The organism is Candidatus Polarisedimenticolia bacterium, from assembly GCA_036001465.1.
In the GTDB taxonomy this organism is placed as follows: domain Bacteria; phylum Acidobacteriota; class Polarisedimenticolia; order Gp22-AA2; family Gp22-AA2; genus Gp22-AA3.
The window spans coordinates 1-23,563 of the sequence record DASYUH010000052.1 but is presented as its reverse complement, the minus strand read 5'-3'; the positions used below and the strand labels follow the sequence as shown (position 1 = coordinate 23,563).

Here is a 23,563-nt window from a genome sequence, read left to right as displayed (position 1 = left end):
CTTCCCGGCCGCCGCTCGAGGCGCATGCTATACTTTCGCCCCATCCATCTTCGAGGAGAGGCACGCATGGACCCGGCCGCACGCCCCCTGTTCCGGACCGCGATCCTGGGAGCGGTGCTGCTCCTGGGACTGGGTCCCGGTGCCGCGACGCGCGCCTCCTGGCAGGAGCCTCCCGCCGGAATCGCCCCTCCCGAACCTGACGCGACACCGGAACCGCCGGCCCCTGAAGCCCCGGAGTCGCAGCTTTCGCCCGAAAACCAGTCGCCTTACCTGACGCGGACCTACAAGATGCGGCCGGCCAAGCTCTGGAAAGGTCTCCTGGAAGCTCTCGAGGCGGAGGGCTTCCCTCCCGAGGAGACCAGCCAGGACACCCGCACGGTGAAGTCGTCCTTCGTTGATTTCAGCCAGGAGAAGTATCCCGCGGCGGTCGCCGAGCCCCCCATGCGTCTGGGGAGGAGCTACCACATCCTCCAGATGACCAAGGTCAAGCAGGGGAAGGTCTCCCTGGAGGGCGTGGTCTCCTCGTCCCGCAATGGCACCGAGTTGCGGGTGCGGGCGCGGATCCTCGTCATGGGACTCGACCGGGTTCGGCGAGTGAGAATGCTGGTGGATCGCCGCTCCACCGGTGTGATCGAAGCGGATTTCATCCACCGGCTCGAAGAACGCCTGGGAATCGAGCACCTCTGATCGGACCGCCATGCCGGCCGCCTCGCCGTTCCGTGCCCTGTGCTACGCCCCCCACCTCCGGGCCTCGATGGATCGCCTGGTGGCGCCGCCATACGACGTGCTGTCGGACGAGCAGCGCAGGAGCCTGGCCGACGGCCACCCCCGCAACGTGGTGCACCTCGACCTGCCGCGCCCGTCCGGGGAGGTGGATCCGTATGAGTCCGCGGCGGTGCTCCTCCAGCGCTGGGTCGAGGACGGCACCCTGGCGCGTGACGCCCGGCCCGCGTTCTATGCCTGCGAGCAACTCTATCGCGATCCGTCCGGCCGGGAGGCCGCGCGCCGCGGCTTCTTTGCGCGACTGACGCTCGAGCCCTTCGAATCAGGCTCGGTCATCCCGCACGAGCGGACGCTCGACCGCCCGCGGGCCGATCGCCAGCGGCTCCTGGCCGCCACCCGGACCCATCTCAGCGCCGTCTTCCTCCTGCATCCGGATCCGGGGGCCGAGGTGGCGCGTCTCCTGCGCGGGGCGCTCGAGGGGGATCGAGGGGTGGAAGCGCGGGACCTCGAAGGGACCCGGAGCCGCGTCGTCCGCGTGGAGGACGCCGAGCGGAAGGCCTTCCTGGCGGACCGCCTGCGTGGCCAGTGGTGCCTGATCGCCGACGGCCACCATCGATACGAGTCCGCCCTGGCCTACCGCGACGAGCGGCGGGCGCGCGGTTTTCGAGATGCGGAGCACGTCCTGGTGTTTCTCTGCAGCCTGGAGGACCCGGGCCTCGCGATCTTTCCGATTCATCGCCTGGTGCGCTCCCTGCCCGGCTTCGATCCCGCCCGCTTCGCGGAACGGATGGCGGGACTGTTCCGGCTCCTCCCGGCCGCGGATCCGGAGTCCCTCCTCCAGTTGATGACCTCGAGGCGCGACCGGCCGGGAGTGTTCGGGCTGGCGCTCGAGGGAGGACGCCTGGTTTTGGCCGAGTGGAGGGAAGGGGAGGGACTGACCCTGCCGGAGATGGCGCAAACCCCCGCGCCGCTTCGGAATCTCGATGTGGTCCTTCTGCACCGCCTGGTCCTGGAACATCTCCTGAAGATCACCCACGAGGCCGAGGCCGGGCAGGACCATCTCGACTACGTGAAGGACCGGCGCGAGGTCTTCGACCGCGTGGCCGAAGGCCGGGCGCAGATCGGCGTGCTCATGAACCCGACGCGCCTGGAGCAGGTGATGGCTGTCACCCGGGGGGGCTACCGGTTGCCGCAGAAGTCGACCTATTTCTACCCGAAGGTTCTCACCGGGCTGGTATTCGATCCCCTCGACTGATCAGGTGCGACCCGGTCCAAGGGGCCAGGGGCTCAGGGCGCGCAGGCGAGACACCACGCCCTCGAGCGCCGCCGCGGCAAGCTCGGGATCCTCCTCCCTGTTCAGCTCGCCTGCGGAGAAGGTGATCGCCCCGCGTGCCGTCACCGGGTCGATGCCCATCGCCTGAAGGACATGGGACGGCTTGCGCGCCCCGGTGGTGCAGGCCGAGCCGCTCGCCGCTTCGATTCCCGCCGCGTCGAGGGCGAGCAGGACGGCCTCCGCCTCGGCTCCCAGGATGCAGAAGCTGACGTGACCCGGTAGCCTGCGATCGGAGTGACCGGTCCACACCAGGCCGTCGAGGCGCTCCGCGACCGCCCCCCGCAGCCGCGCGGCCAGTTCCCGGGCGCGCGCGTCGCGGCGGTCCATCCCCCTCGCCGCCAGTCGCGCCGCCGCGCCGAATCCGACCGCGGCCGCGAGAGGCTCGGTTCCGGCCCTCAGTCCCCCTTCCTGAGTCCCCCCTTCGATGAGCGGCAGGAGCCGCAGCCCCTTCCGCACCCGGAGGGCGGCGATCCCCTGCGGCCCGTACAGCAGGTGCGACGTCAGGGTCACCAGATCCGGGCCGTCGGCCGTTTCGCGCCAGGCGGGCGTTCCCGCCGTCAGGGTGGCGTCGCAGTGGAACGGGACGCCATGCGAACGGGCGATACGGCACAACTCCGCCAACGGCTGGATCGTGCCGATTTCTCCGCTCGCGTGCGCCACGCTCACCAGGATCGTGTCGTCCCGCAGCGCCCGCGCCAGGTCGTCCGGGTCGACCCGGCCAAGCCGATCCACGGGAAGGAGCGTCACCCGGAAGCCCTGTCTCTCGAGAGTGCGCAGCGGGTGGAGCGTGGCGATGTGCTCCGTCTGAAGGGCGATCAGGTGACCGCCCCTGCGCCCCGAGGCTGCGGCCATCCCCTTCAGCGCCAGGTTGTTCGACTCGGTTGCCGAGGAGGTGAACAGGATCTCCTCGGCGGGAACGGCGAGAAGCCCAGCCACCTCGGCGCGCGCCTCATCGATCGCCTGGCGCGAAGTCGGGCCGCGGGCATGGAGGCTCGACGCCACTCCGAATCGGGCCCCGAAAAAAGGGAGCATCGCCTCGAGAACCTCGGGGGCGACGGGGGTGGTGGAGATGTGATCGAAATAGATTCGTTCCGGCATGCTCTAGGCCTCAGTCCCGAGGGGCCTGCGTCCCGGGCCTGACCCGGCAATTCCGGAGCCGGAGAAGCGTATGCCGCAGCCGCTCCGATCCCCGAATCAGGTTCTCCGTCAGGAGCGACAGCCGATCGAGCGACGCCATGAGGCGCCGGCCGTCGTCCCGGAGGGCCGCCTGCCTTCCCCTGCATTCCGCCAGGAGAGTCTCGACCGAAACGATGCTTCGGCTCACAGCGGGTGGCCTGGGAACGCGGGCCGGGAAGTTGAGGATTTTCATCGGCTTCTTGGAGTCCATGGGGTGCACAGAGTTTACGGCGAAAGGCTCCCGAGTCAAGGACCAGGGGTGCAAAGACCATTTGTACTTGACTTTAGGTAGGACGCGCCGTACTTAGGGTGAGATTTGGCGCCCGGCCGACTCTCAATGCCAGCATCCTAGGGCCTTCGTGGAGGGGGCTGCTTGATGCGCAGGACACCGCGAACCGCGCTCGTGGCGATCCCCTTCGTCTGCCTGCTCGCCGCCCTGCTGTTTCAGTCGGCGCGACTCGAGACGCCCGCCGTTTCGCCAGCGGGTTCCCCCCGGCACCCCACCGTCGAGCCGGGATTGCCACTTCGAATCGATCTCGCGGTGCGCGACGATCGTCCGGGCTCCGGCGACCCGGCACGCGTCGAGGCGGTGATCGACGCCGCCGACGACCTGCGCGAGGTCTCCCTCGAATGGGTTTTTCCGGAGGGGGTGCGGCAGGACGCCGTCGAGGATTCTTCGCCTGCCGCCATGCGCCTGCGGTCCGGGGAGCGGAGGGTGCTGAACGTGCCCGTGAGGGCCACCCGGGAGGCGGACCTCCCCATCCGGCTCAGGGCATCTTTCCAGGTGGCGGACGGTCGGTGGTTCCGCACCGAGCAGGGAGTGCTGTGGCGCCGGGGACCGAAAACGCCGGAGGGACGGCACCACGCCGGCGCCTTTGAGGTGAACGGGGTCCCGGTGTCGGAGCCTCTTCCATGAGGCGACTCTTCCTGGCGTTCCTCGTAGTCGCCGCCGCCATCGTCCCCGCTCTCGCCGATTACAACGTGAGCGGCCGGTTCGTCTACGTCGACCGCGAGTTCGACGCCAACGGCTTCACGGGGGTCGAGCCCCAGAAGCCGATCCGGTTCGCCTCCGTCCAGGTCCTGGAGGGGACCAAGATCGTCGGGAGCGGGGTCACCGACGCCACGGGCAACTTCGTCCTGGGGGTCGTGGCCTCGCAGACCAAGGACATCTACGTCCGCGTCCTGGCCCGCCGCCAGACGACCACCAACGTGCCGATCGACATCCGTTCCGGGAACCAGTCGGGGGACATCTGGTCGGTCCGGACGCAACTGTTCACCGCCCACCCGCCGAACCAGGACCTGTTCATCGGGACCCTCGCGGCCACGCCGGGAGCGGGGGGCGAGCCGTTCAATCTCTATGACTCCGTCCTCGTCGGAAGCGAATACCTCGCTTCGATGCGGGGCGCCGGATCGTACCCGCTCCTCATCGTGGTGTTCAATGCGGCGAACCCCAATCTCTCGAGCTTCAATCCCTCGAACGACACGATCACCCAGGCGCGCAACGCGGGATACGACGACACGGTGGTCATGCACGAGATGGGGCATTATGCCCAGTACAATTTTTCGGCTTCCGACAGCCCGGCTCTCGAGCACCACCTGAGCGACTGCAACCAGAACCTCATGCTGGCGTTTGACGAGGGGAACGCGACCTTCTTCGGCCTGTCGGCGCGGCGCTTCGCCAACCTGCCCCATGCCTCGACGTACGTCCGCACCACGGGACTGCCCGGGCCAGGCAACCTCCAGTTCTACTTCGACGCCGAGACGCAGATCCCGTTCATCTGCCGCGGCGCCTCCAGCGAGACGACGGTGTACGCCGCGCTCTGGGACATCGGCGACGGCCCGGCGACCCCCGACGAGACGCCCGGAACGGAGGAGCCCTGGGACCTCCTGCAGGGACTCGACGCCGAGTACTGGCGGGCCATGACGATCCGGCTGCCCGCGACCACCAACATCAGCCTGGAAGACTTCTGGGACAGCTGGTTCTACCCCACGGTGAACAATGGCCGGTTCGCCGAGATGAAGGCGGCCTTCCGTGAGCTCGGGGTCGAGTATTTCGTCGACGCGTTCGAAATGAACGACTCCGTGGCCGAGGCGCGTCTTCTCGTCCCCAGCACCGCCGCCCAGCACGCCACCTTCTTCGCCGATCGGAACGGCGATCTTCTGGGCGAGGCGGACACCGACGTGTTCGCCTTCGATGCCGTGGGCGGGACCAGCTATACCATCGAGACGCTCAGCCTCCTGGGGGACGCCAACACGGCGCTGACGCTCCTGGCCAGCAACGGCAGCACCGTGCTGGCCAGCAACGACGACCGGAGCGCGACCGACGCGTCCTCGCTGATCGTCTACACGCCGCCGTCCACCGGACGTCTGTACGTCCGGGCGGTCCATTCCCCGGACTTCGGCATCTACGGGTCGTACGATCTGCGGATCGCCGCCAGCACCGGCGGCATCGACAGCGACGGCGACGGATACTCCACCGACACCGACTGCAACGACAACGATCCGCTGGTCCATCCCGGGGCGACGGAGCGCTGCAACGGCTTCGATGACAACTGCGACACCCGGGTGGACGAGGGCTTCGACCGCGACGGGGACGGCTTCACCACCTGCAACGGCGACTGCAACGATGGCAACGCCCAGATCCATCCCGGCGTCCCGGAGATCTGCAACAGCGCCGACGACAACTGCAACGGGGTGGTCGACGAAGGCTTCGACGCCGACGGCGACAGCTACAGCTCCTGTGGCGGCGATTGCAACGACTCCAATCCGCTCATCAATCCGGGGCGGACCGAGATCTGCAACGGCATCGACGACAACTGCAACATGACCGTCGACGACGGGTTCGACGCCGACGGCGACCTCTTCACCACCTGCAACGGGGACTGCAACGACGCCAACCCCCTGATCAATCCGGGGCAGGCGGAGGCGTGCAACGGCGTGGACGACAATTGCAGCCTGGGGGTCGACGAAGGGTTTCCGGACACCGACCTCGATGGCGTGAAGGACTGCTTCGACCCGGATGACGACAATGACGGGGTGTTGGATGGCGCCGACTGCGCGCCCGTCCTCTATTCCGTCGCCAGCGTGCCCGGAGAGGCGCTCAACCTGGTCGTGAGCGGCTCTCCGGACAGCAACCTCCTGATCTGGACGCCGGTCGCCCAGGCCAACGTCTTCAACGTCTATCGCGGGCAGGTCCCGATCACCGGCTGGGGCTTCCAGAGCGCCTGCCTCATGTCGGAGGCGGCGAACCTCCAGCTGTCGGAGACGCAGTCGCCGCCACGCGGGACCTTCTATTACTACCTCCAGGCCGCCAAGAACGTCTGCGGGGAGGGAACGCTCGGCACCGGCACAGGCGGGATCGTCCGGCCGATCGCCGTGCCCTGCCAGGCCCAGAACCGTGACACCGACGGCGATCTCGTGCTCGACATGACCGACAACTGCCCGCTCGTTTCGAACGCCTCCCAGGCCGACCAGGACCGCGACGGACGGGGGGAGGCTTGCGACAACTGCCTGGCCACGTACAATCCCAGCCAGAGCGACGGGGATGGCAACGGGCTGGGCGATGCCTGCCAGGACCACGACGGCGACGGTTTCTTCGCCGACGTCGACTGCGATGACAACATCGCGGCCGTCCACCCGGGAGTCACGGAGATCTGCAACGCCAGGGACGATGACTGCGACGGCACGATCGACGAAGGGTTCGGCACCGGCGTCTTCTGCAGCGCAGGCATCGGCGGCTGCTTCCGCGCCGGAACCATCGTCTGCGCGTCTCCCAGCACCACCACCTGCAGCGTCGTGGCGGGTTCGCCGACGACCGAGTTCTGCAACGGCGTGGACGACGACTGCGACGGCAGCGTGGACGAGGGGTTCGACCAGGACAACGACACCTACACGACCTGCGCCGGGGACTGCAACGACTCCGTGGCCGCCATCCATCCGAACGCCGTCGAGGTGTTCAACGGGGTCGACGACGACTGCAACAACATCATCGACGACGTCGTCGAACAGGTCACGATCACCCTGGCGACCTACAGGATCTCGAACAGCACGCTGACCGTGGAGGCGAGGACCAACTATCCCCTGGGGTCGGTCACCCTTTCGGTCCAGGGCTACGGGGTCATGACCTGGGTCCCCGCGGCCAGCGTCTACCGGCTGACGGTCGCTCCGACCACGAATCCCGGCACCGTCACCGTCAACTCGACCGCAGGCGGAAGCGCCACGTCCGCAATCACTCCAATCTAGAGCGAGCCAGGACCCCGGGTCGCTTCGATCCGCCCCCTGCCAGGCCGCCACGCCAGAGCCCGAGGATCCGGTTGAGCGGATGACTGCGCGCCAGAAACTGCACCACCGGCCGTCGCCGAATCCCGAGTCGCCTGATCTCCCTTTTCAAGTGCGGGTGGTCCGGACTCAACCGCAAGCCCGAGACGAAGGTCCCGAAGGCCAGCCCCCGGTCTCCCGCCCGGAGGTAGACCCGGCCCAGGTTCAGGCGAATCTCCGGGTCGTAGAACTCCGCGCGCGCCGCGGCCTCGCAGACCGCCATCGCTTCCTGAAGACGATCCGACGACATCGCCAGGCACCACCCGTAATACGAGAGGTACTTCATCGGCACCGCCGATTCCTCGTGCCGGCGCGCTAGATGCACGGAGGCCTCGAAATACGCGAGCGCCTCGAGAAAAGCGCCGCGCCTTGCGGCGTCCTGGCCCTTGAGGAAGGCATTCTGGGACGCGGAACGACGCATGCGACCTCCCGGTGTACGGAAAAATATAGGGCCGGGGAAGCGAACTTCAAGGCCGGGATCGGAATCCCGTCCGGGGGAGAGGGGCCATCACAATAACGTCAGTCTGCGCCTGGGTGATCAGGCCTGGTCCATGGACTTGATCGCCGCCTCATTGAGCAGGACGTCGCCACGCTCCCGCAGGCGTTTGACCAGCGCGCGGTACAGGCGGTCCTGGCGCTGGCGCAGGAGACCGTCGCTGATGGAGTCACGCTGCGAGTTGAACTCGTCCTTGTGGTCCCGGCGCTCCGTCACGCTGAGCACGACGATCCCGGCGGATGTGGAGACCGGATCACCCAGCGTCCCGGGTGCGAGGCCGGCAATCTGCTTCTCGATGGCGGCATCCGGTGGGACGCCCGGAAGGCTGGAGCCGCGTGTCACGTCGGCCTGTTTCTTGATCTCGGTCTTCAGGGCGCGGGCCGCCGCCTGCAGGCCGCCCGCAGAGCCGACGATGCGGGCGACATTCTGACGCGCGCGCTCCTCCTGGAAATCCTTGAGGATCTGCGCGCGCGACTCCTGGAATGGCCTGGGAGACGACGGCAGGGTTCCGGTGACCTGGACCACGATCTGGCCCGTCGGCAGGGGGATCGGATCGCTCACCTGGCCGGGCGCCAGCTTGAGCATGCGTTCGACGACGGCCTGGGAGGCCATCAGGCCCGGCAGGGAGTCGCCCTCCCGGACCTCGCCGGTCTGCTGGACCGTGAGTCGCTGCGATTTGGCCACCTCCTCCAGGTTGCCTCCCGCGGCGGCGCGCGCGAATTCGGCGCTGCGCTTCTGCACTTCCGAGCGGGCGCGATCAAGCTGAATCTCCTGCCGGAGCGTATCGCGGACCTCCTCGAGGGGCGTGGTGTGCGGCGGGCGGCTGCCCGTGACCTTGATGATATGGAATCCGAAGGGCGACCGCACCAGGTCGCTGAGGCCCCCTTCCGGAAGGGTGAAGGCCGCGTCCTCGAAATCCTTGACCATCTGGCCGCGGCCGAAACACTTGAGGTCGCCGCCGACCTGCGCCGTCGAATCCTCGGAGAACTTGCGCGCCAGCTCGGCGAAATCACCGCCCGACCGGGCGCGCTTTAGGACGTCGCGCGCCTTGTTCTCGGCCTTGGCCACGACGTCGGCGGCGGCGCCGCTTGGCACCTTGAAGAGGATGTGCGAGGCGCAACGCTGCTCGCCGGTGTTGAAACGGGTGGCCTTGAATCGCTCGTAGGCGTCCGTCACGTCCTGATCGGAGACGTTCTGGGATGAGGCGACCTCCGATGCGCCGAAGAGAACGAAGATCCCCGTGCGGCCCTCTCCCTGGGCGTACCGGTCGAGGTGCCCGTCGTAGTACGACTTCAATTCGGATTCGCCGGGGGATGACGCCACTCCCGCCTTGGCCGGATCGACGAGGATGTACTCGACATTCGCCTTCTCGTTCCGCTTCCGGAACTCGTCCTGGATCTCCGCATCGCTGACGGTGACGCCGTCTTCGATCATGCGGCGGAACTTGTCGATCACCAGGCCCCGGCGCACCTGGTCCTCGTAATCGGAGACGCTCATCCGGTTGCCACGGAACAGATTGTGATAGCGCTCCTTGCCGATGAACTGGCCGCCCTCCTGGAAGTTCGGATCGCGCATGATGGCATCGACGACTTCGCGGGCGGTCACCGTGATCCCCTGGCGCAGGGCCTCCTGGTAGATCAGCTCCTGCTCGACGAGGGTGTTGATCGCCTGCTGTCCAATCCGGATCAGGGACCTCTGCTGGGCGTACTGCTCCCCGAGGATCGACTGGTACGTGCTGTCGAGGCGCCGGGCATACGACTGCAGGGTGGCCACGGGGATCGACACGCCATTGACCCTGGCGGCCCATTCCGCCTCGGGGCGCGATCGCGACGTGCCGCCGCCCCAGGTGGCGAAAGCCCACCAGATGAACATAAAAATGATGATGACGAGAAGCCACTTGAGGTAGCGGAACGAGTCGCGCATCTGCTTCAGCATCGGTACTCTTCCTCGGGTGTCTACAGGGCCTATGGTCGCCTTGGAGAGCCACCAGTCTAACGGCGGAGGGGAGGGGCCCGCAAGTGGATCTCTTGCGTAATGCCCCGCCACTCCTATATTTGAGTCGGTATCCTGGAGCGATCGGCGCGGGGCCACGACCCCTGTGGCCCTAAGCCGTGTCTGCTCAGTGGGTTGAGAGAAAAGCCTGAGTCTCGCGCCCCGTGTGGGCCCGGAGACCTCAGGGTCTTGAGGACACCTTCATGGGGCAGGCCAGCCACAAACCACCGATCCTCCTCGATTGGGCGACCATCTCGTATCGCAGCATCATGAGGGGCGTCGTGTACCTGGTCCTGCTGCTCGCGATGGGCGGCGTGTTCTTCTACCTGCGCGCCGCACGACGAGCCACTCCCGAGGAGCTGGCGCTGCAGGACATCAACCGGGCCGAGCGCATGTACCGGGAGGCTTCGGCAGGCGCCGATCCATCCTTCGCGCGGGTCATCGAGAGCGCCGGCAAGATCCTGGACTCGGCCCGGCTGCTTTACGAGCGCAAGGACTTCGTCGAAGCCCGCGCGGCGGCCCAGCAATCGCAATCCTTCTCGCAGAAAATCCTTGAAGGTTCTGCCGGCGAGAGCTTCACCGCGAAGATCTACAAGTACGAGGGCGACGTCAAAATCAAGCGCTCGAGACAATTCGTCTGGGACGACGTCAGCGGGAACACCGCCCTCAAGGTCGGAGACCAGATCAAGACCGCGAGCAACGGGTCGGCCCAGATCATCTACTTCGACGGGACGATCACGACGATCAACCCCGGCTCCCTGCTGGAGATTCGGGAGCTGTTCGAGGACCCCACGACCAAAGTGCGCAAGGTCCGCGAGAAGCTGAACTGGGGCGGCGTCTCGGCCACGATGCCCGGGGCGAACGTGGCCGGCTCCTTCCACGAGGTGGCCACCGAGTCCGCGACGGCGAGGGCCGTGGACAAATCGCAATTCCAGGTGGCCTACGACGCCGGGACCCGGAGCACCCGCACGGAGGTGCAGAGCGGCTCGGCGGAGGTGCAGACGGCCGGCAAGACGATGACCCTGAAGCCTCTCGAGCGGATGGAAGTCACCGCGGAGCAGGTGGTGAGCCGCGTGCGACTCCTGCCGCCGCCGGCCCTTCTCGATCCGACCGACCAGCGGGTCTTCCTGCACGACGATCCTCCGGCGGAGTCCACCACGCTGCGCTGGGCCAAGGTCGCGGGGGGCGAACGGTACCGCCTGCAGATCGCGCGCACCGCGCTGTTCGGCGAGCTGCTGCTCGACAAGTCCGACATCCACTCGACCAGCGTCCAGATCCCCGGCCTGCAGGAGGGCAACTACTACTGGAAGGTCTCGGTCATCGACGCCGCGCGCGTGGAGAGCCACTTCTCCGAGATCCGGAAATTCAAGGTCGCCAGCTCTCGCGAGCAGCGCCTGGACGACAGCACTCCGCCCCCTCTCGATGTCGTCGATTTCCTGCCTTCCGGCCACCTGGTCATCATCAACGGCCGGACCGAGCCGGGCGCCGTCCTTCTCGTGGACGGCCAGAAGGTGGATGTTTATGACGACGGGGCCTTCACGGCCGTCGTGCGGATGAAGAGGGACGGCCCCAACGAGGTCCAGATCGTGGCCCAGGACGGGGCGGGAAATACGACGCGGCTGAGGCGCAGCGTTTACGTGGAGTCCTACTAGAGGGACTCGCCATGCGCCCTGAATCGAAAATCCTCGTAGTCCTCCTGGACGGCACGCAGGGCGGTCGGTCGGCCTGGCGATCGCGCGGCGACTCCGAGCGCTTCACGGTGACGCGCTTCGGCCGGCTGAAGGAGAAGGCCCTGAAGTCTCATGGCATCGACGCGGTGCTGTATCAGGTGGACGAGACCGGTGAGTCCGCGGCTCGCCTCCGGGAGATCAAACGGCTCGCCCGCGGCGCTCCTCTCCTGCCGTTCCGACTCCAGAGCACGCAGGGTCGTCGTCCCGCCCGAGGCCGGGCCAGGCCGAGACCGGAGGGCGAGGCTCCCGCGATTCCCATCACCCTGCCGGTCGATCCGGCCCTCGTCGAGGTCCTGATCGATCGCGAACGTCAGCTCGCCGACCTGCGGCAGCGCGTCCGCCGGGAGAGCCTCCGGTCGCGGGACGCGGAGGCACGCATGCAGGCCCACGCCGCCATCGTGCGCCTCACGAGCAACGAGCTCGATCCCCAGCGCATCATGGACGTGGCGATGGAGCGGGTGCGGGAGTTTCTCGCGCTGCGTGCCTGGATGTTCCTGATGTCCGACCCGGAGCAGGGTCTCCTCACGGTGGAGCGGACATTCGGAGAGGGGATGGGCGCGCTCAAGGGGAGACGCTACGGGATGGGTGAAGGCGTGGCCGGGCGCGCGGCGCAGAGACGCCAGCCGGTGCTCCTGGACGATGCGGGCACCTCCGCATTCGGCCCGGCGGATCCATCGAAGCCCGTGCCCGCACGGTCGGTCGTCGCCGTGCCGCTCCTGAGCCGGGGGCGGCTGATCGGGGTGGTTGCGGCGGTCGACCGCGTGCGGGCGGGCCATTTCACGAACCACGACGCCCGCCTGCTGGCGACCCTGCTCGAGCCCGCGGGCGTGGCGATCGACAACGCCCTGCTCCTGCGGAAATCGGAAGAACTGTCCATCACGGACGACCTGACCAAGCTCTACAACTCCCGTTTCCTCAACTCGACGCTGAGGCGCGAGGTTGAGCGCAGCAAGCGTTACCGCACGCCGGTGTCCCTGATCTTCCTCGATCTGGACGGCTTCAAGAACGTGAACGATCAGCACGGCCACCTCTGGGGAAGCCGCACGCTCGTCGAAGTGGGGAAGGTCATCGCCCAGACGGTGCGCGAGATCGATATCGTGGCTCGCTTCGGCGGCGACGAGTTCACCGTGATCCTGCCGCAGACGGGACCGGAGGGCGCGGCCATCATCGCGGAACGCATCCGGCAGCGGATTGAAGAAACGCCGTTTCTGGCGTCCCACGGAATGGACGTGCGCATCAGCGCCAGCCTGGGAATCGCCTCGTTTCCCGACCACGGTCAAAGCAGGGACGACCTGCTGGCGCGCGCCGACCATGCGATGTACGTGGTCAAAGGACGAGGCAAGAACGGGGTGGCGCTTGCCGAAGCGGAGAGTCCGCGACCGGAAATCGTGGAAAGCGCGCGATGAATCGTCAGAAATTACCGTAACTTCGCTCGTCGCAAGGAGTTGCGTCAAAAAGTCAACGATTTGACTTTGGCGGAGCAGGGCCATAATATTAGCCGCGCCCGTAAGGGCTTGTCGCACGGTCTGTTACACGATCCCGCGATTGTAGGCCGGGACGGAAAACCTAAGGAGGCGCTGGTGGGAGCGACGATGGCCTGGAGTCCACGGTCGGTGCTCAGTCTGTTCTCGAACGATCTCGCCATCGACCTGGGAACAGCCACCACGCTGGTCTACGCCAAGGGCAAGGGGATCGTCCTGTGCGAGCCCTCGATCATCGCCGTCAACCAGCGCACCGGCAAGGTGGAGGCCGTCGGCAAGGAAGCGAAGGAGATGCTCGGCCGCACGCCGGCCAACATCATCGCCATCCGGCCGATGAAGGACGGTGTCATCGCGGATTTCGAGCACACCGAGAAGATGCTCGACTACTTCATCAAGAAGGCGCACAACCGCAGCCTCGGCGTGCGCCCCCGCATCGTGATCTGCGTGCCGTCGGACATCACCCAGGTCGAGAAGCGGGCCGTGAAGGACAGCGCCTACCGTGCCAAGGCCTCCGAGGTCTACCTGGTGGAAGAGGCGATGGCCGCCGCGATCGGCGCCGGCCTCCCCGTGACCGAGCCGACGGGCAACATGATCGTGGACATCGGCGGCGGGACGACGGACGTGGCGGTCATCTCGATGGCCGGAATCGTCTACTCCCGTTCGGTGCGCATCGCGGGCAACCGGATGGACGAGGACATCATCCAGTACATCAAGCGCAAGTACAACCTGCTGGTCGGCGAGCGTACGGCGGAGGAGATCAAGATCAACATCGGCTCCGCCTTCCCCCTGGATGAGGAGCTGACCATGGAGATCAAGGGGCGCGACCTGGTCGAGGGGATCCCCAAGACCCTGGTCATCTCCGACGAGGAGATCCGCGAGGCCCTCTCGGAAACGGTGTCCAACATCATCGAGGCGGTGCGGGTGGCTCTCGAGCAGACGCCGCCCGAGCTCTCCGCGGACATCGTGGACAAGGGGATCGTCCTCACCGGTGGCGGCTCGCAGCTGAAGAACCTGGACAAGCGTCTCCGCGAGGAGACCGGCCTCCCCGTCTCGATGGCGGACGACCCGCAGGCCTCGGTCGTCCTGGGGACGGGGAAGATGCTGGATGATTTCAACCTCCTGCGCAAGATCGCGATCGACTGATCGGCCTTTCGCAGGCCCGTCCTCCCGGATCGAGCGGGGAGGCTGAGTCGATGGCCCATCTCCTCACCGAGCGCAAGCCGTACCTTTTGCTTCTCATCCTGCTGACCTTCAACCTCGGGCTGATGTCCTCGCGCATCAAGAACGCCTCCGAGCACTCGCTCCTCGGGGAGGGAATCCTGAGTTTCGGGTCGCCCTTCCTCAAGGCGGCGGGGGCGATCGGGCAGGGCGTCTCCGGCACCTGGAACGCCTACGTCGGGCTCCGGGGCGTGGAACAGGAAAACCGGCGCCTGCGCGAGCAGCTGGATGCCCTGGTCCTGCAGTCGCACGAGGCGGCGGAGGCGCGGCAGGAGCTGGAGCGCCTGCGCACGCTGCTCGACCTGCGCGCCGGCGTTCCCTTCGAGAGCGTGCCGGCCCGGGTGATCGCTCGCGGCGTGGACGGCGGCGCGCGCGTGGTCACGCTCGACCGGGGAGCAGGCGCGGGAGTGCGCATCAACCAGCCGGTGATCACCCCGCGCGGAGTCGTCGGTCGGATCATCGATGCGGCGGGAGGGGCCAGCAAGGTGCAGACCATCCTCGATCCGAACGCGGGCGTCGCCGGCCTCATCCAGAGGACGCGGGTCCAGGGCATGATCGTGGGAGACGGGGATCGCGGCTGCCGCATGGAGTACGTGAGCGAGCTGGCAAACGTCGAGGTCGGGGACGTGGTGGTCACATCGGGGCTCGATCAGATCTATCCGAAGGGGTATACGCTCGGGGTGATCGCGGCGATCGGCGAGGGGGAGGGTCTCACCAAGATCATCGAGATCCGACCCGAGGTCGACTTCCGCCGCCTGGAGGAGGTCCTGGTGCTCCTGAAGCCGATCGGACCGCCTGAGAAGAGCGGGCCATGAGGACGATCCGCGGCCTGCTGGCCCTGGGGACTGCGGCTCTGGCGCAGGCCCTGGTGTCCCGCTACGTTCCAGTCGCCGCCGGCTACTGCGACCTGTTCACCATCGTGGTCGTCTACTACGGCTTGACCTGCCCGCCCTCGGCGGCGATGGCGATGGGCACCGGCGCGGGGCTGGTGGAGGACTCGCTCATCGGCTCCATCCTCGGGATGAACGGGTTCAAGAAGACGCTGATCGGCTATCTGGTCGGCACGATCGGCTCCCTGTTCATGCTGAACCAGGCGATCCCGAGATTCGGTATCCTGTTTGCGGCGACCGTGTTCGATCCCCTGGCCGAATGGGGCCTCTCGATGGCGATGGGCCGCAGTTTCGTGTTCCCCGGACCGCTGCCCATCCTGCAGCTGGGGCTTGGCAACGGCGTGTTCGGCCTGCTGTTTTTCTGGGTGGCCGCAAGGCTCCCCTGAGGACCATGGGCTTCGAGCAGGACTACAAGGGATTCCAGGACTACTACGAGGCGCGGCGTCTCAATGTCCGCATCCTCATCATCCAGGCCCTGTTCGGGGCGGTGCTGGTGGTCTACCTGCTGGCGTTCTGGTACCTGCAGGTCGTCAAGACGGACCATTACAGGAGGCTGTCCGACAGCAATCGGCTGCGCCGTGTCACCATCATGCCGCTGCGCGGAGTCATCAAGGATGCCGAGAACCGCGTCCTGGCGAACAGCCGGATCGCATTCAACATCCGGCTCGACCGGGAAAAGGTGCCGGACATGCGGGCCTTCTTCCCCAAGCTGGCCGGGATCCTCGGAATTCCGGAGGCCACGCTCCACGAGCGCCTGGCGAAGTATCGCGGTCGTCCCGCGTTCGAGCCGGTCATCCTGAAGGAGGATGTCGATCTGGCCGAGGCGGCCTACATCGAGTCCCGGCGCCTGGAGCTGCCGATGCTGTCGGTCGAGGTGGAGTCGCGACGCAACTACCTGTACGGCCCGCTTGCGGCGCACGCGCTGGGGTATGTCGGCGAGGTGAGCGAGGACCAGATCAAAACCGATCCGTCCGGGGAATACGACCTGGGAGAAATCGTCGGCAAGGCCGGCGTGGAGAAGCAGTACGACGCCGGACTGAAAGGCGTGAAGGGGTGGAAGCAGGTGGTGGTGAACAGCCTCGGGCGCGAAATCCAGGAGATCGAGGAGGGGCGCAAGTCGAACCCCGGACGGGCCCTCAGGCTGAGCATCGACCTCGACCTGCAGCGCGCGCTGGAGGATGCCTACGCGGACGAAGCCGGCTCCGCGGTGTTCCTCGATCCCCATTCGGGTGCGGTCCTGGCCATGATTTCCCGTCCGGCATTCGATTCCAACGTGTTCTCGCGCCGTTTCTCGCAGGACACCTGGGACGGCCTGGTGCGCGACCCGCGGCACCCGCTGCAGAATCGCGTGTCGCTCTCGAAATTCGCCCCCGGGTCGGTCTTCAAGATCGTCATGTCGATCGCCGCCCTCGAGGAGGGCGTTGCGACACCGGCGCGCACCGACCACTGCACCGGCTCGTGGCGCTTCGGCGACAAGACCTACCAGTGCTGGGCGATCCGCAAGGGAGGGCACGGCTACCTCAGGATGCGGGAGGCGATCATCCAATCGTGCAACGTCTACTTCTACCGTCTCGGCAACGAGATGGGGATCGAGCGCATCTCCAGATGGGCGCATCGCCTCGGATTCGGGGAACCGACCGGCATCGACCTGCCGTACGAGGAGTCCGGAACCGTCCCCGACCCCGATTGGAAACGGCGGGCCATCCCGCGCGACCCGGTCTGGCACCCGGGAGAAACGATCTCGGTGTCGATCGGCCAGGGGGCCCTCGAGGTGACGCCGATTCAGATGGCGGTGTTCGCGGCGGCGATCGGCAACGGCGGGACGCTCTATCGCCCCCACCTGGTCCTGTCGCGCGAGGTGCGGGAAGGGGTGGAGGAGGACGAACGCCAGGACTACGTGGTCCGCCGGGTGGATCTGAAACCGAAGACGCTCGAGGTCATCAAGGACGCCATGTGGGGTGTGGTGAACGACGAGGGCACGGGGGGGCGGGCCCGGATCGCCGGGCGAGACATCTGCGCCAAGACCGGGACGGCCCAGGTGTTCAAGGCGTCGCGCGATGTCGACGCCGACAAGCTCCCGAAGGAGAAGCGGGACCACGCCTGGTTCGTCGGGTTCGCGCCCCGGGACGACCCGAAAATCGCCTGGGCGGTGTTCGTGCAGAACGGCGGGCATGGCGGGACGACGGCGGCGCCGATCGCCCGCGCCGTCCTGGAGCGCTTCTTCGGGAAGCAGGATGTGCGTCTGGGGGTGCAGCAGCTTGCCAGCGTGGCGGTATCTCAATAATTTCGACTGGATCCTGCTCCTGGCGATCCTGGCCGCCTGCTCGGTCGGGCTGGCGGTCATCTACTCCGCGACCACCGGGACACCCAGCAGCGGAGCCTTCCATCGCCAGTTGATCTGGCTGGGACTGGGCCTTCTGCTGATGGCCCTCGCCCTGCTCATCGACTACCACACTCTGGCGGAATTCTCCTACGTGTTCTACGGCCTCGGGCTCCTCCTCCTGGCCCTGACCCTGGTGTACGGCCGGGTCGTGAACGCGAGCAAGTCGTGGCTGGGCGTCGGCGGAATGCAGTTCCAGCCATCGGAGCTGGCGAAGGTCGCCACCATCCTGATGCTCGCGGCGTACATGGGACGCGAGCGAGTGCGCGGCCTTGGAGTGCTCCATTTCTCGGCGATCTGCGCTTTGGTCGGGCTGCCGGTTCTCCTGATCATGAAGCAGCCGGACCTCGGCACCGCGGTCACCTTCGCCCCGTTGTTCGCCGGCGTGGTGTTCGTCGGCGGGATCAGGGTGCGGACTCTCCTGATCCTCGGCATCATCGCCACCCTGGCCCTGCCCCTGGCATGGGGACACCTGAAGCCGTATCAGAAGGAGCGGGTCAAGACCTTCCTCGAGCCGACCCGCGATCCGAAGGGATCCGGCTACCAGCTGATCCAGTCGCTCATCGCGGTCGGGTCGGGCGGCTTGATGGGGAAGGGTTTCCTCTCGGGAACGCAGGGTCAGCTGCAATTCCTGCCGGAGCAGCACACCGACTTCGTCTTCGCCGTCCTGGCCGAGGAGCGAGGCTTCGTCGGGGCGTTCCTGGCCCTGGGCCTGTACTTCGCGATCATCTATCGCTGCCTTGCCACGGCCCGCGCCGCCCGCGATCGTCTCGGCGTGTTCCTGGCGATCGGGGTGGTGTGCGTCTTCGCCGGCCAGGCGCTGCTGAACATCGGCGTCGTCGTCGGTCTCCTGCCCACCACCGGCGTGCCGCTGCCTCTGATGAGCTACGGCGGCTCATCGCTCGCCAGCACCCTCCTGGGAATGGGACTGGTGCTGAACGTCTGGATGAGACGTCTGGTCAACTGAGAACCCGGCGCCATAGTCGGACAGGCTCCTGGGGGCCCCATGCGTCGCGAAATCCTGATCGAGGGGATCACTCCGGAAACCCGCATCGCCGTGCTCGAGGACGACCACCTGGCGGAGCTCCACGTCGAACGGTCCTCGGCCCGCGGCGTCGCCGGAAACATCTACAAGGGCCGCGTGAGCAATGTCCTCCCGGGCATGCAGGCGGCGTTCGTCGACATCGGCATCGACCGCGACGCGTTTCTGTACGTCGAGGACGCCGGGAGCCGGGTCGACCCAGACAGGCTCGAGGAGGGGGATCCAGGGGAGGAGGAGCCGGCGGGGATCCCCTCGAGCGGGACCCCCCCTCCGCCGCGCATCGAGGACCTGCTCGCGCCCGGACAGGAGATCGTCGTTCAGGTCAGGAAGGACCCGGTGGCGGACAAAGGGGCCAGGCTGACCTCGCACCTGTCGCTGCCCGGCCGGTTCCTGGTCTACCTGCCGGGAATACCCCACATCGGCGTGTCCCGCAGGATCGAGGACGTGGCCGAGCGCGAGCGACTCAAGGACGCGGCGCGCGACCTGGCCCGGGACCTGGGATTGCCCGGCGGTTTCATCGTCCGCACGGCGGGAGAGGGGAGAGACGCTTCGGATTTTCCGGCCGACGCGCGCTACCTGGCCCAGGCGTGGGAGGAGATCCGGCGCCGGACGGGATCCCTGGCGACGCCGGCTCTCCTGCACGAGGAAGCCGGAATGGTGATCAAGGTGCTCCGGGACCTCCTGAATCGTGACGTCGTCCAGGTCGTATGGGACGGCGAGGCGACAGGCCGTGAGGCGGAGGCGTTCGTGTCCCGGATCGAGCCGGACCTGATGCCGCGCATCCGCCGGCACACGGGACCGCGGCCCCTGTTCGAGGAGCGCGGGCTGCAACGGGAAATCGAGCGCTCCCTCCGGCCGCGCGTCTGGTTGCGATCGGGGGGATCGATCGTGATCAACCCGACCGAGGCCCTGGTGGCCGTGGACGTGAACACGGGCAAATTCGTAGGCAAGAACCGGCTCGAGGAGACGATTCTCAGGACCAATCTGGAGGCGGCGACGGAAATTGTCCGCCAGATCCGCCTGCGTGACCTGGGCGGAATCATCGTCATCGATTTCATCGACATGGCGGAGCAGGCGAGCAAGGACGAGGTCGTCAGGGTGCTCGAGGCCGAGATGCAGAAGGACCGGGCGAAGTCGCGCATGCTGCAGATCAGCGAATTCGGCCTGGTGGAAATCACCCGGCAGCGCACCCGTCGAAACCTGGAACGGGTGCTGTGCAGGCCGTGCCCCGCGTGCTCCGGATCGGGCCGCTTGAAATCACCGGAGACCATCCTCTGGGAGATCCTGAGGGAGATCCGGACTCTGGGCCCGATGGCGTCGGGCGCCCGGGTCACCGCACGGGTCCACCCGGAGGTGGCCGCCCGGCTGGCGGAACAGGGGGAGGGGCTGCTGCGCGGCGCGGCCACGTCCGCCCCCTGGCCGCCGCTCCAGTTCCTGCCGGACCCCACCCTCGGCCACGAGGAGTTCGCGCTGACGGTTCAGGACGCTCCCTGAGTCCGACCGGGGGCCCGCGAGGCCGGCCCCCTCGCCGACCCTCCAGGAGCCTGACGGTCCAGACGGACAGGCTTCCGGTCTCCTAAGCCCGGGCGGCCGCCGGACCGGCCGCCGGCAGGATCAGCTCGATGGTGGTGCCCTGGCCGGGCGTGCTGTCGATCCGGATGGAGCCGCCATGCTCGGCGACGATCCTCTGCACGATGGCCATCCCCAGCCCGGTTCCGTGGGCCTTGCCGTGGGTGAAGAACGGCTCGAATACCCGCCGGCGGACCTCCTCGGACATGCCGCACCCGCCATCCCGGACGCTCAGGTGACAGGAACCGTTGGCTCGGCCGCAGCGGATTTCCAGGAGCCCGCCGCTGCGCATCGCCTCCAGGGAGTTGGTCACCAGGTTGTGGAGCACGCGCAGGATGCGCGCCGCATCGACCGAGGCGCGTGCATCTTCGTCGAGGATCAACGCCAGGCTGATGTTGCTGCGCTGCAGGAGAGGCTGGAGCGGCTGGATGGTCTGGCGCACCAGGTCGGCGAGCGGCACAGGGAGCCGCTGCAGCGGCGGCGCTTCGCGCGAGAACTGCAGAAGATCTCCGGTGATTCCGGCCAGCCGGTCGGCCTCCGCCATGATCGTGGCGAGGTGGGGGCGCGAGGGATCCCCCTCCGGCGCGCGCTCGCGCAGCAGCTCGGCCAGGCCGCGGATCGAGGAGAGAGGGCTCCGTAGATCGTGGACGACGGCACGCGCCATCTGGCCGATGGCGAGCACGCGCTCGGCGCGAACCCGCTCCTCGACCAGATGGCTGTTCTGGATCGCCACCGCCGCCAGCCCGGCGAGGGCTTCCAGGAGGTGCAGATCGGGCTGGTGGTGCGGCAGGCGTTTCCTGCTGTCCAGATAGACCACGCCGATGACGTCCTGGCGGATCGCCAGAGGCAGGCACAGGATGGCCTGCAGCCGGAGACGGACGATGCTGTCGGTCGAGAGCTGCCCCCGATCGCCCGAGGCGACGTCACGGTAGACGGGTCGCCCGGTCGCCGCCACCTCCTCCACGACGGACAGGCTGACCTCGGCGCGGTCGGCTTCCTCGGAACTCCGGCGCCACTGGACGAGTTGCTCCCCCTCCTTCAGGAACAGGTAGCCGCGCTCCGCGCCGGAGAACCGGACCGCGCCGTCGAGCACCCTGTAGAGCACGTCCTCCACCGCGAGGGACGACGTGATGGTCCGGGCGACCTCCATGAGGGTGACCAGGCGGTCCTCCCGATCCTCGGCCCGAGCCCCCAGGATCAGGAAGCGCAGGGTGTAGGGGGAGCCGGGAGCGAGGTCGATGCGCATGCCGTGCGTCAGCGCGATGCCGCCTTCGGGCACGGGGCTTCCATCGACCCGGAGCTGTCCCGTGCCGGACGGATGCGGCACGAGGTGATGCTCGCCGCCGAACTGGACGATCTGCGCATGGATGGGCGCGATGCCCGGCGCCGGGAGCGGGAGGGTGGCGGAGCGATCGGATCCGATGGAGAACGGCGTGCGGTCGACCGCGACGACCCTGGTCAATCCATCGGAGCCGCGGATCTCGAGGCGTGCCATCTGGCGAGGCAAGGCTGTCCCTCCGCAGTGCCACTGCACGCCAATATGGTGTCGGGGAGAGCCGGAGGCAAACCGCACGGGCGCCGGGTGGCCCGGCCGCCGGGAGCCGCGCGAAACGGAGGGGTCCAGGTCCGCTCAGGACTTGACGCGGGTCTCCTGCCGGACCTTGAACTTCGCGTCCAGCTCCTTGAGCGTGTCGACGATTCCGCCGTACTCGAGCTCCTCATAGCCGACCATGGCCGGTCCGAAGAACCCCTGCTCGCGAATCTCGATCGCCTTGCGCGAGGCGTTGTCCCGGACCCTGTCCCAGAAGGGATGGTCGAAGGCGTCGGCCGGCTCGGCGAACCGGCCGTCCTTCATCGAGAACGCGACGCACGACACGATCGGCGGCCCGTCGAAGAAGGAGATGGGCGAGTTGATCGTCACCGGCATCAGCGGGCCGTGGTGGCTTCCGCGGCTGAAGCCGGAGACGTAGTGTGCCAGCCGGAACGGCGCCAGCATCTCGCCCGTGGCCGGGAACTGGCTCTGGACCCGGACCAGCATCACCGGGTCGTCCTTCCCGGAGTACTTGCCCGAGATGTTGTGAAGACGGGACGTGGAGACGACGGCCGCCACCTCGCCCGTCGAGCGCGTGCGGATCGACTCGACCACGAATCGGTGATTGTCGCGCAGCAGCGCCGCGACGTCGTAGATGTTCTCGGGCGTGTCGAGCTCGACGACCCGGTCTCCCTCGGTGTGGTTCACGTCCATGATCGTGAAACGGAACCCCTTCTTGATCTTCGGGCTCAGGATCAGGCCCGGGGCGAACATCGGGTCACAGAAGGCCAGGTAAAGCGGCAGATTGTAGGCGCCGGGCTCGGTCTTGTCGGCCATGAAGAGCAGGAACGGTTCGGCCTCCCTCTCGACGAACTCCATCTCGGCCGACGCCGGGCCGAGGCCGCGCACGTTCCCGGAGAAGGCGTCCTTGAGCAAATCCTGGCCGGCGCCGTAGAGTCCCTCCTGCTTCGCGACCTCCGTGGCGGCCTTGAAGGCGTCCCAGCACAGCTTGTGGACCTTGGGGCTGTCGACTCCCTGGGTGTGGGTCGACAGGATGGAAATGTCGTCGCCGGTGTGGCAGACGAAGGAGTCCACCAGGAGACCCTTGCCTTCGGAAGCGATGACTTCACGCACGCGCCGGATCATCGTCTGGCTGGGTTTGATGTGACCACCGATGCTGCCGACATCGGCCTTGATGATGGACAGCGTGATCTTCATGAGAGCCGGCCTCCTGACGGGAAAGTTTCCGAGAAGTTGTGATCGAAAGCAGCGTAGCACACAGCGCCTCGGCGAGTCCATGGGGAGAAGGGGGAAAGGCGCCCCGGCAGCTGCCTGGCCGGTGGAGGTCGCGGTCCGGCTCCCGTCCGTCAGCCGGCGCGGCGCCGGCCGGCCGCGGGAGCCGTTCTCCGGCCCCGGCGTGCCAGCCGCGACCGGCGCCTCAGTGTGGCGTCACGCTGGCGCCGCTTCTCCTCGGGAGTGCGGAAGGCAAGCCCGGGGACGGGAGTCGGACGGCCGGTCGCGTCGAGCGCGACCATGGTCACGAATGCGCTGCAGCAATGCGCCTGCAGGCCCGAGAGGGGGTCCTCGGAAAGGACCTTCACTCCGACCTCCATCGACGTGTGGAAGGCCGCGTTGACGGAGGCGTAGAGCTTGAGAATGTGGCCGAGCTTCACGGGGGCCCGGAA

At 67.4% G+C, this 23,563-nt stretch carries 19 protein-coding genes; 12 read left to right on the top strand and 7 right to left on the bottom strand.

Annotation, left to right across the window (positions count from 1 at the left end):
* Positions 1–66: 66 nt before the first annotated feature.
* Together VGV60_10355 and VGV60_10350 are read left to right on the top strand one after the other, a co-directional pair.
* Entirely contained in the window at positions 67–687 is a 621-nt protein-coding gene (locus VGV60_10355; GenBank protein HEV8701659.1) for a hypothetical protein, read from the top strand.
* A 10-nt stretch (positions 688–697) separates the two neighbouring features.
* Complete coding sequence (locus tag VGV60_10350; GenBank protein HEV8701658.1) at positions 698–1,978, top strand: DUF1015 domain-containing protein; 1,281 nt, start codon at positions 698–700, stop codon at positions 1,976–1,978.
* Here VGV60_10350 and VGV60_10345 read toward each other — a convergent pair whose 3' ends face one another.
* Entirely contained in the window at positions 1,979–3,154 is a 1,176-nt protein-coding gene (locus VGV60_10345) for a cysteine desulfurase family protein (protein ID HEV8701657.1), read from the bottom strand.
* A gap of 10 nt (positions 3,155–3,164) precedes the next feature.
* A complete protein-coding gene (locus tag VGV60_10340; GenBank protein HEV8701656.1) occupies positions 3,165–3,425 on the bottom strand; it encodes a hypothetical protein in 261 nt (86 codons plus the stop codon).
* 183 nt (positions 3,426–3,608) lie between these two features.
* On the opposite strand from VGV60_10340, the gene VGV60_10335 reads away from it, so the two are divergent.
* Positions 3,609–4,148: a hypothetical protein gene (locus VGV60_10335; GenBank protein HEV8701655.1), complete on the top strand. Its 540-nt coding sequence runs from the start codon at positions 3,609–3,611 to the stop codon at positions 4,146–4,148.
* A complete protein-coding gene (locus tag VGV60_10330) occupies positions 4,145–7,474 on the top strand; it encodes a MopE-related protein (protein HEV8701654.1) in 3,330 nt (1,109 codons plus the stop codon). Before VGV60_10335 ends, VGV60_10330 begins: the two co-directional genes overlap by 4 nt.
* On the opposite strand, the gene VGV60_10325 is transcribed toward VGV60_10330, so the two are convergent.
* A complete protein-coding gene (locus tag VGV60_10325) occupies positions 7,461–7,970 on the bottom strand; it encodes a hypothetical protein (GenBank protein HEV8701653.1) in 510 nt (169 codons plus the stop codon). The genes VGV60_10330 and VGV60_10325 overlap by 14 nt on opposite strands.
* A 117-nt stretch (positions 7,971–8,087) precedes the next feature.
* The gene (locus tag VGV60_10320; protein ID HEV8701652.1) at positions 8,088–9,980 is read right to left on the bottom strand and encodes a peptidyl-prolyl cis-trans isomerase; all 1,893 of its coding nucleotides are present in this window, start codon (positions 9,978–9,980) and stop codon (positions 8,088–8,090) included.
* Positions 9,981–10,240: 260 nt separating this feature from the next.
* On the opposite strand from VGV60_10320, the gene VGV60_10315 reads away from it, so the two are divergent.
* The 8 genes from VGV60_10315 (at position 10,241) to VGV60_10280 (ending at position 20,272) form a co-directional block, all read left to right on the top strand.
* On the top strand, positions 10,241–11,689 hold the full coding sequence (locus VGV60_10315) for a FecR domain-containing protein (GenBank protein HEV8701651.1): 1,449 nt from the start codon (positions 10,241–10,243) through the stop codon (positions 11,687–11,689).
* An 11-nt stretch (positions 11,690–11,700) separates the two neighbouring features.
* A complete protein-coding gene (locus tag VGV60_10310) occupies positions 11,701–13,173 on the top strand; it encodes a sensor domain-containing diguanylate cyclase (protein ID HEV8701650.1) in 1,473 nt (490 codons plus the stop codon).
* Positions 13,174–13,359: 186 nt separating this feature from the next.
* Complete coding sequence (locus tag VGV60_10305) at positions 13,360–14,391, top strand: rod shape-determining protein (GenBank protein HEV8701649.1); 1,032 nt, start codon at positions 13,360–13,362, stop codon at positions 14,389–14,391.
* Between the two features lie 50 nt (positions 14,392–14,441).
* Complete coding sequence (gene mreC, locus VGV60_10300) at positions 14,442–15,281, top strand: rod shape-determining protein MreC (GenBank protein HEV8701648.1); 840 nt, start codon at positions 14,442–14,444, stop codon at positions 15,279–15,281.
* Positions 15,278–15,742, top strand: a complete 465-nt coding sequence (mreD, locus tag VGV60_10295) for a rod shape-determining protein MreD (protein HEV8701647.1) — start codon at positions 15,278–15,280, stop codon at positions 15,740–15,742. Before mreC ends, mreD begins: the two co-directional genes overlap by 4 nt.
* A 5-nt stretch (positions 15,743–15,747) precedes the next feature.
* The gene (gene mrdA, locus VGV60_10290) at positions 15,748–17,640 is read left to right on the top strand and encodes a penicillin-binding protein 2 (GenBank protein HEV8701646.1); all 1,893 of its coding nucleotides are present in this window, start codon (positions 15,748–15,750) and stop codon (positions 17,638–17,640) included.
* Entirely contained in the window at positions 17,615–18,703 is a 1,089-nt protein-coding gene (gene rodA, locus VGV60_10285) for a rod shape-determining protein RodA (GenBank protein HEV8701645.1), read from the top strand. The genes mrdA and rodA overlap by 26 nt, the downstream gene beginning before the upstream one ends.
* Positions 18,704–18,742: 39 nt before the next feature.
* The gene (locus VGV60_10280) at positions 18,743–20,272 is read left to right on the top strand and encodes an Rne/Rng family ribonuclease (protein ID HEV8701644.1); all 1,530 of its coding nucleotides are present in this window, start codon (positions 18,743–18,745) and stop codon (positions 20,270–20,272) included.
* 82 nt (positions 20,273–20,354) lie between these two features.
* Here the strand turns inward: VGV60_10280 and VGV60_10275 are convergent, their stop codons facing one another.
* From VGV60_10275 to VGV60_10265, 3 genes are all read right to left on the bottom strand, one after another.
* Complete coding sequence (locus tag VGV60_10275; GenBank protein HEV8701643.1) at positions 20,355–21,854, bottom strand: ATP-binding protein; 1,500 nt, start codon at positions 21,852–21,854, stop codon at positions 20,355–20,357.
* A gap of 123 nt (positions 21,855–21,977) precedes the next feature.
* Complete coding sequence (gene fbp, locus VGV60_10270) at positions 21,978–23,096, bottom strand: fructose-1,6-bisphosphate aldolase/phosphatase (GenBank protein ID HEV8701642.1); 1,119 nt, start codon at positions 23,094–23,096, stop codon at positions 21,978–21,980.
* A 149-nt stretch (positions 23,097–23,245) separates the two neighbouring features.
* On the bottom strand, positions 23,246–23,563 hold a 318-nt coding region (locus VGV60_10265), incomplete at its 5' end, for an acyl-CoA thioesterase (protein ID HEV8701641.1).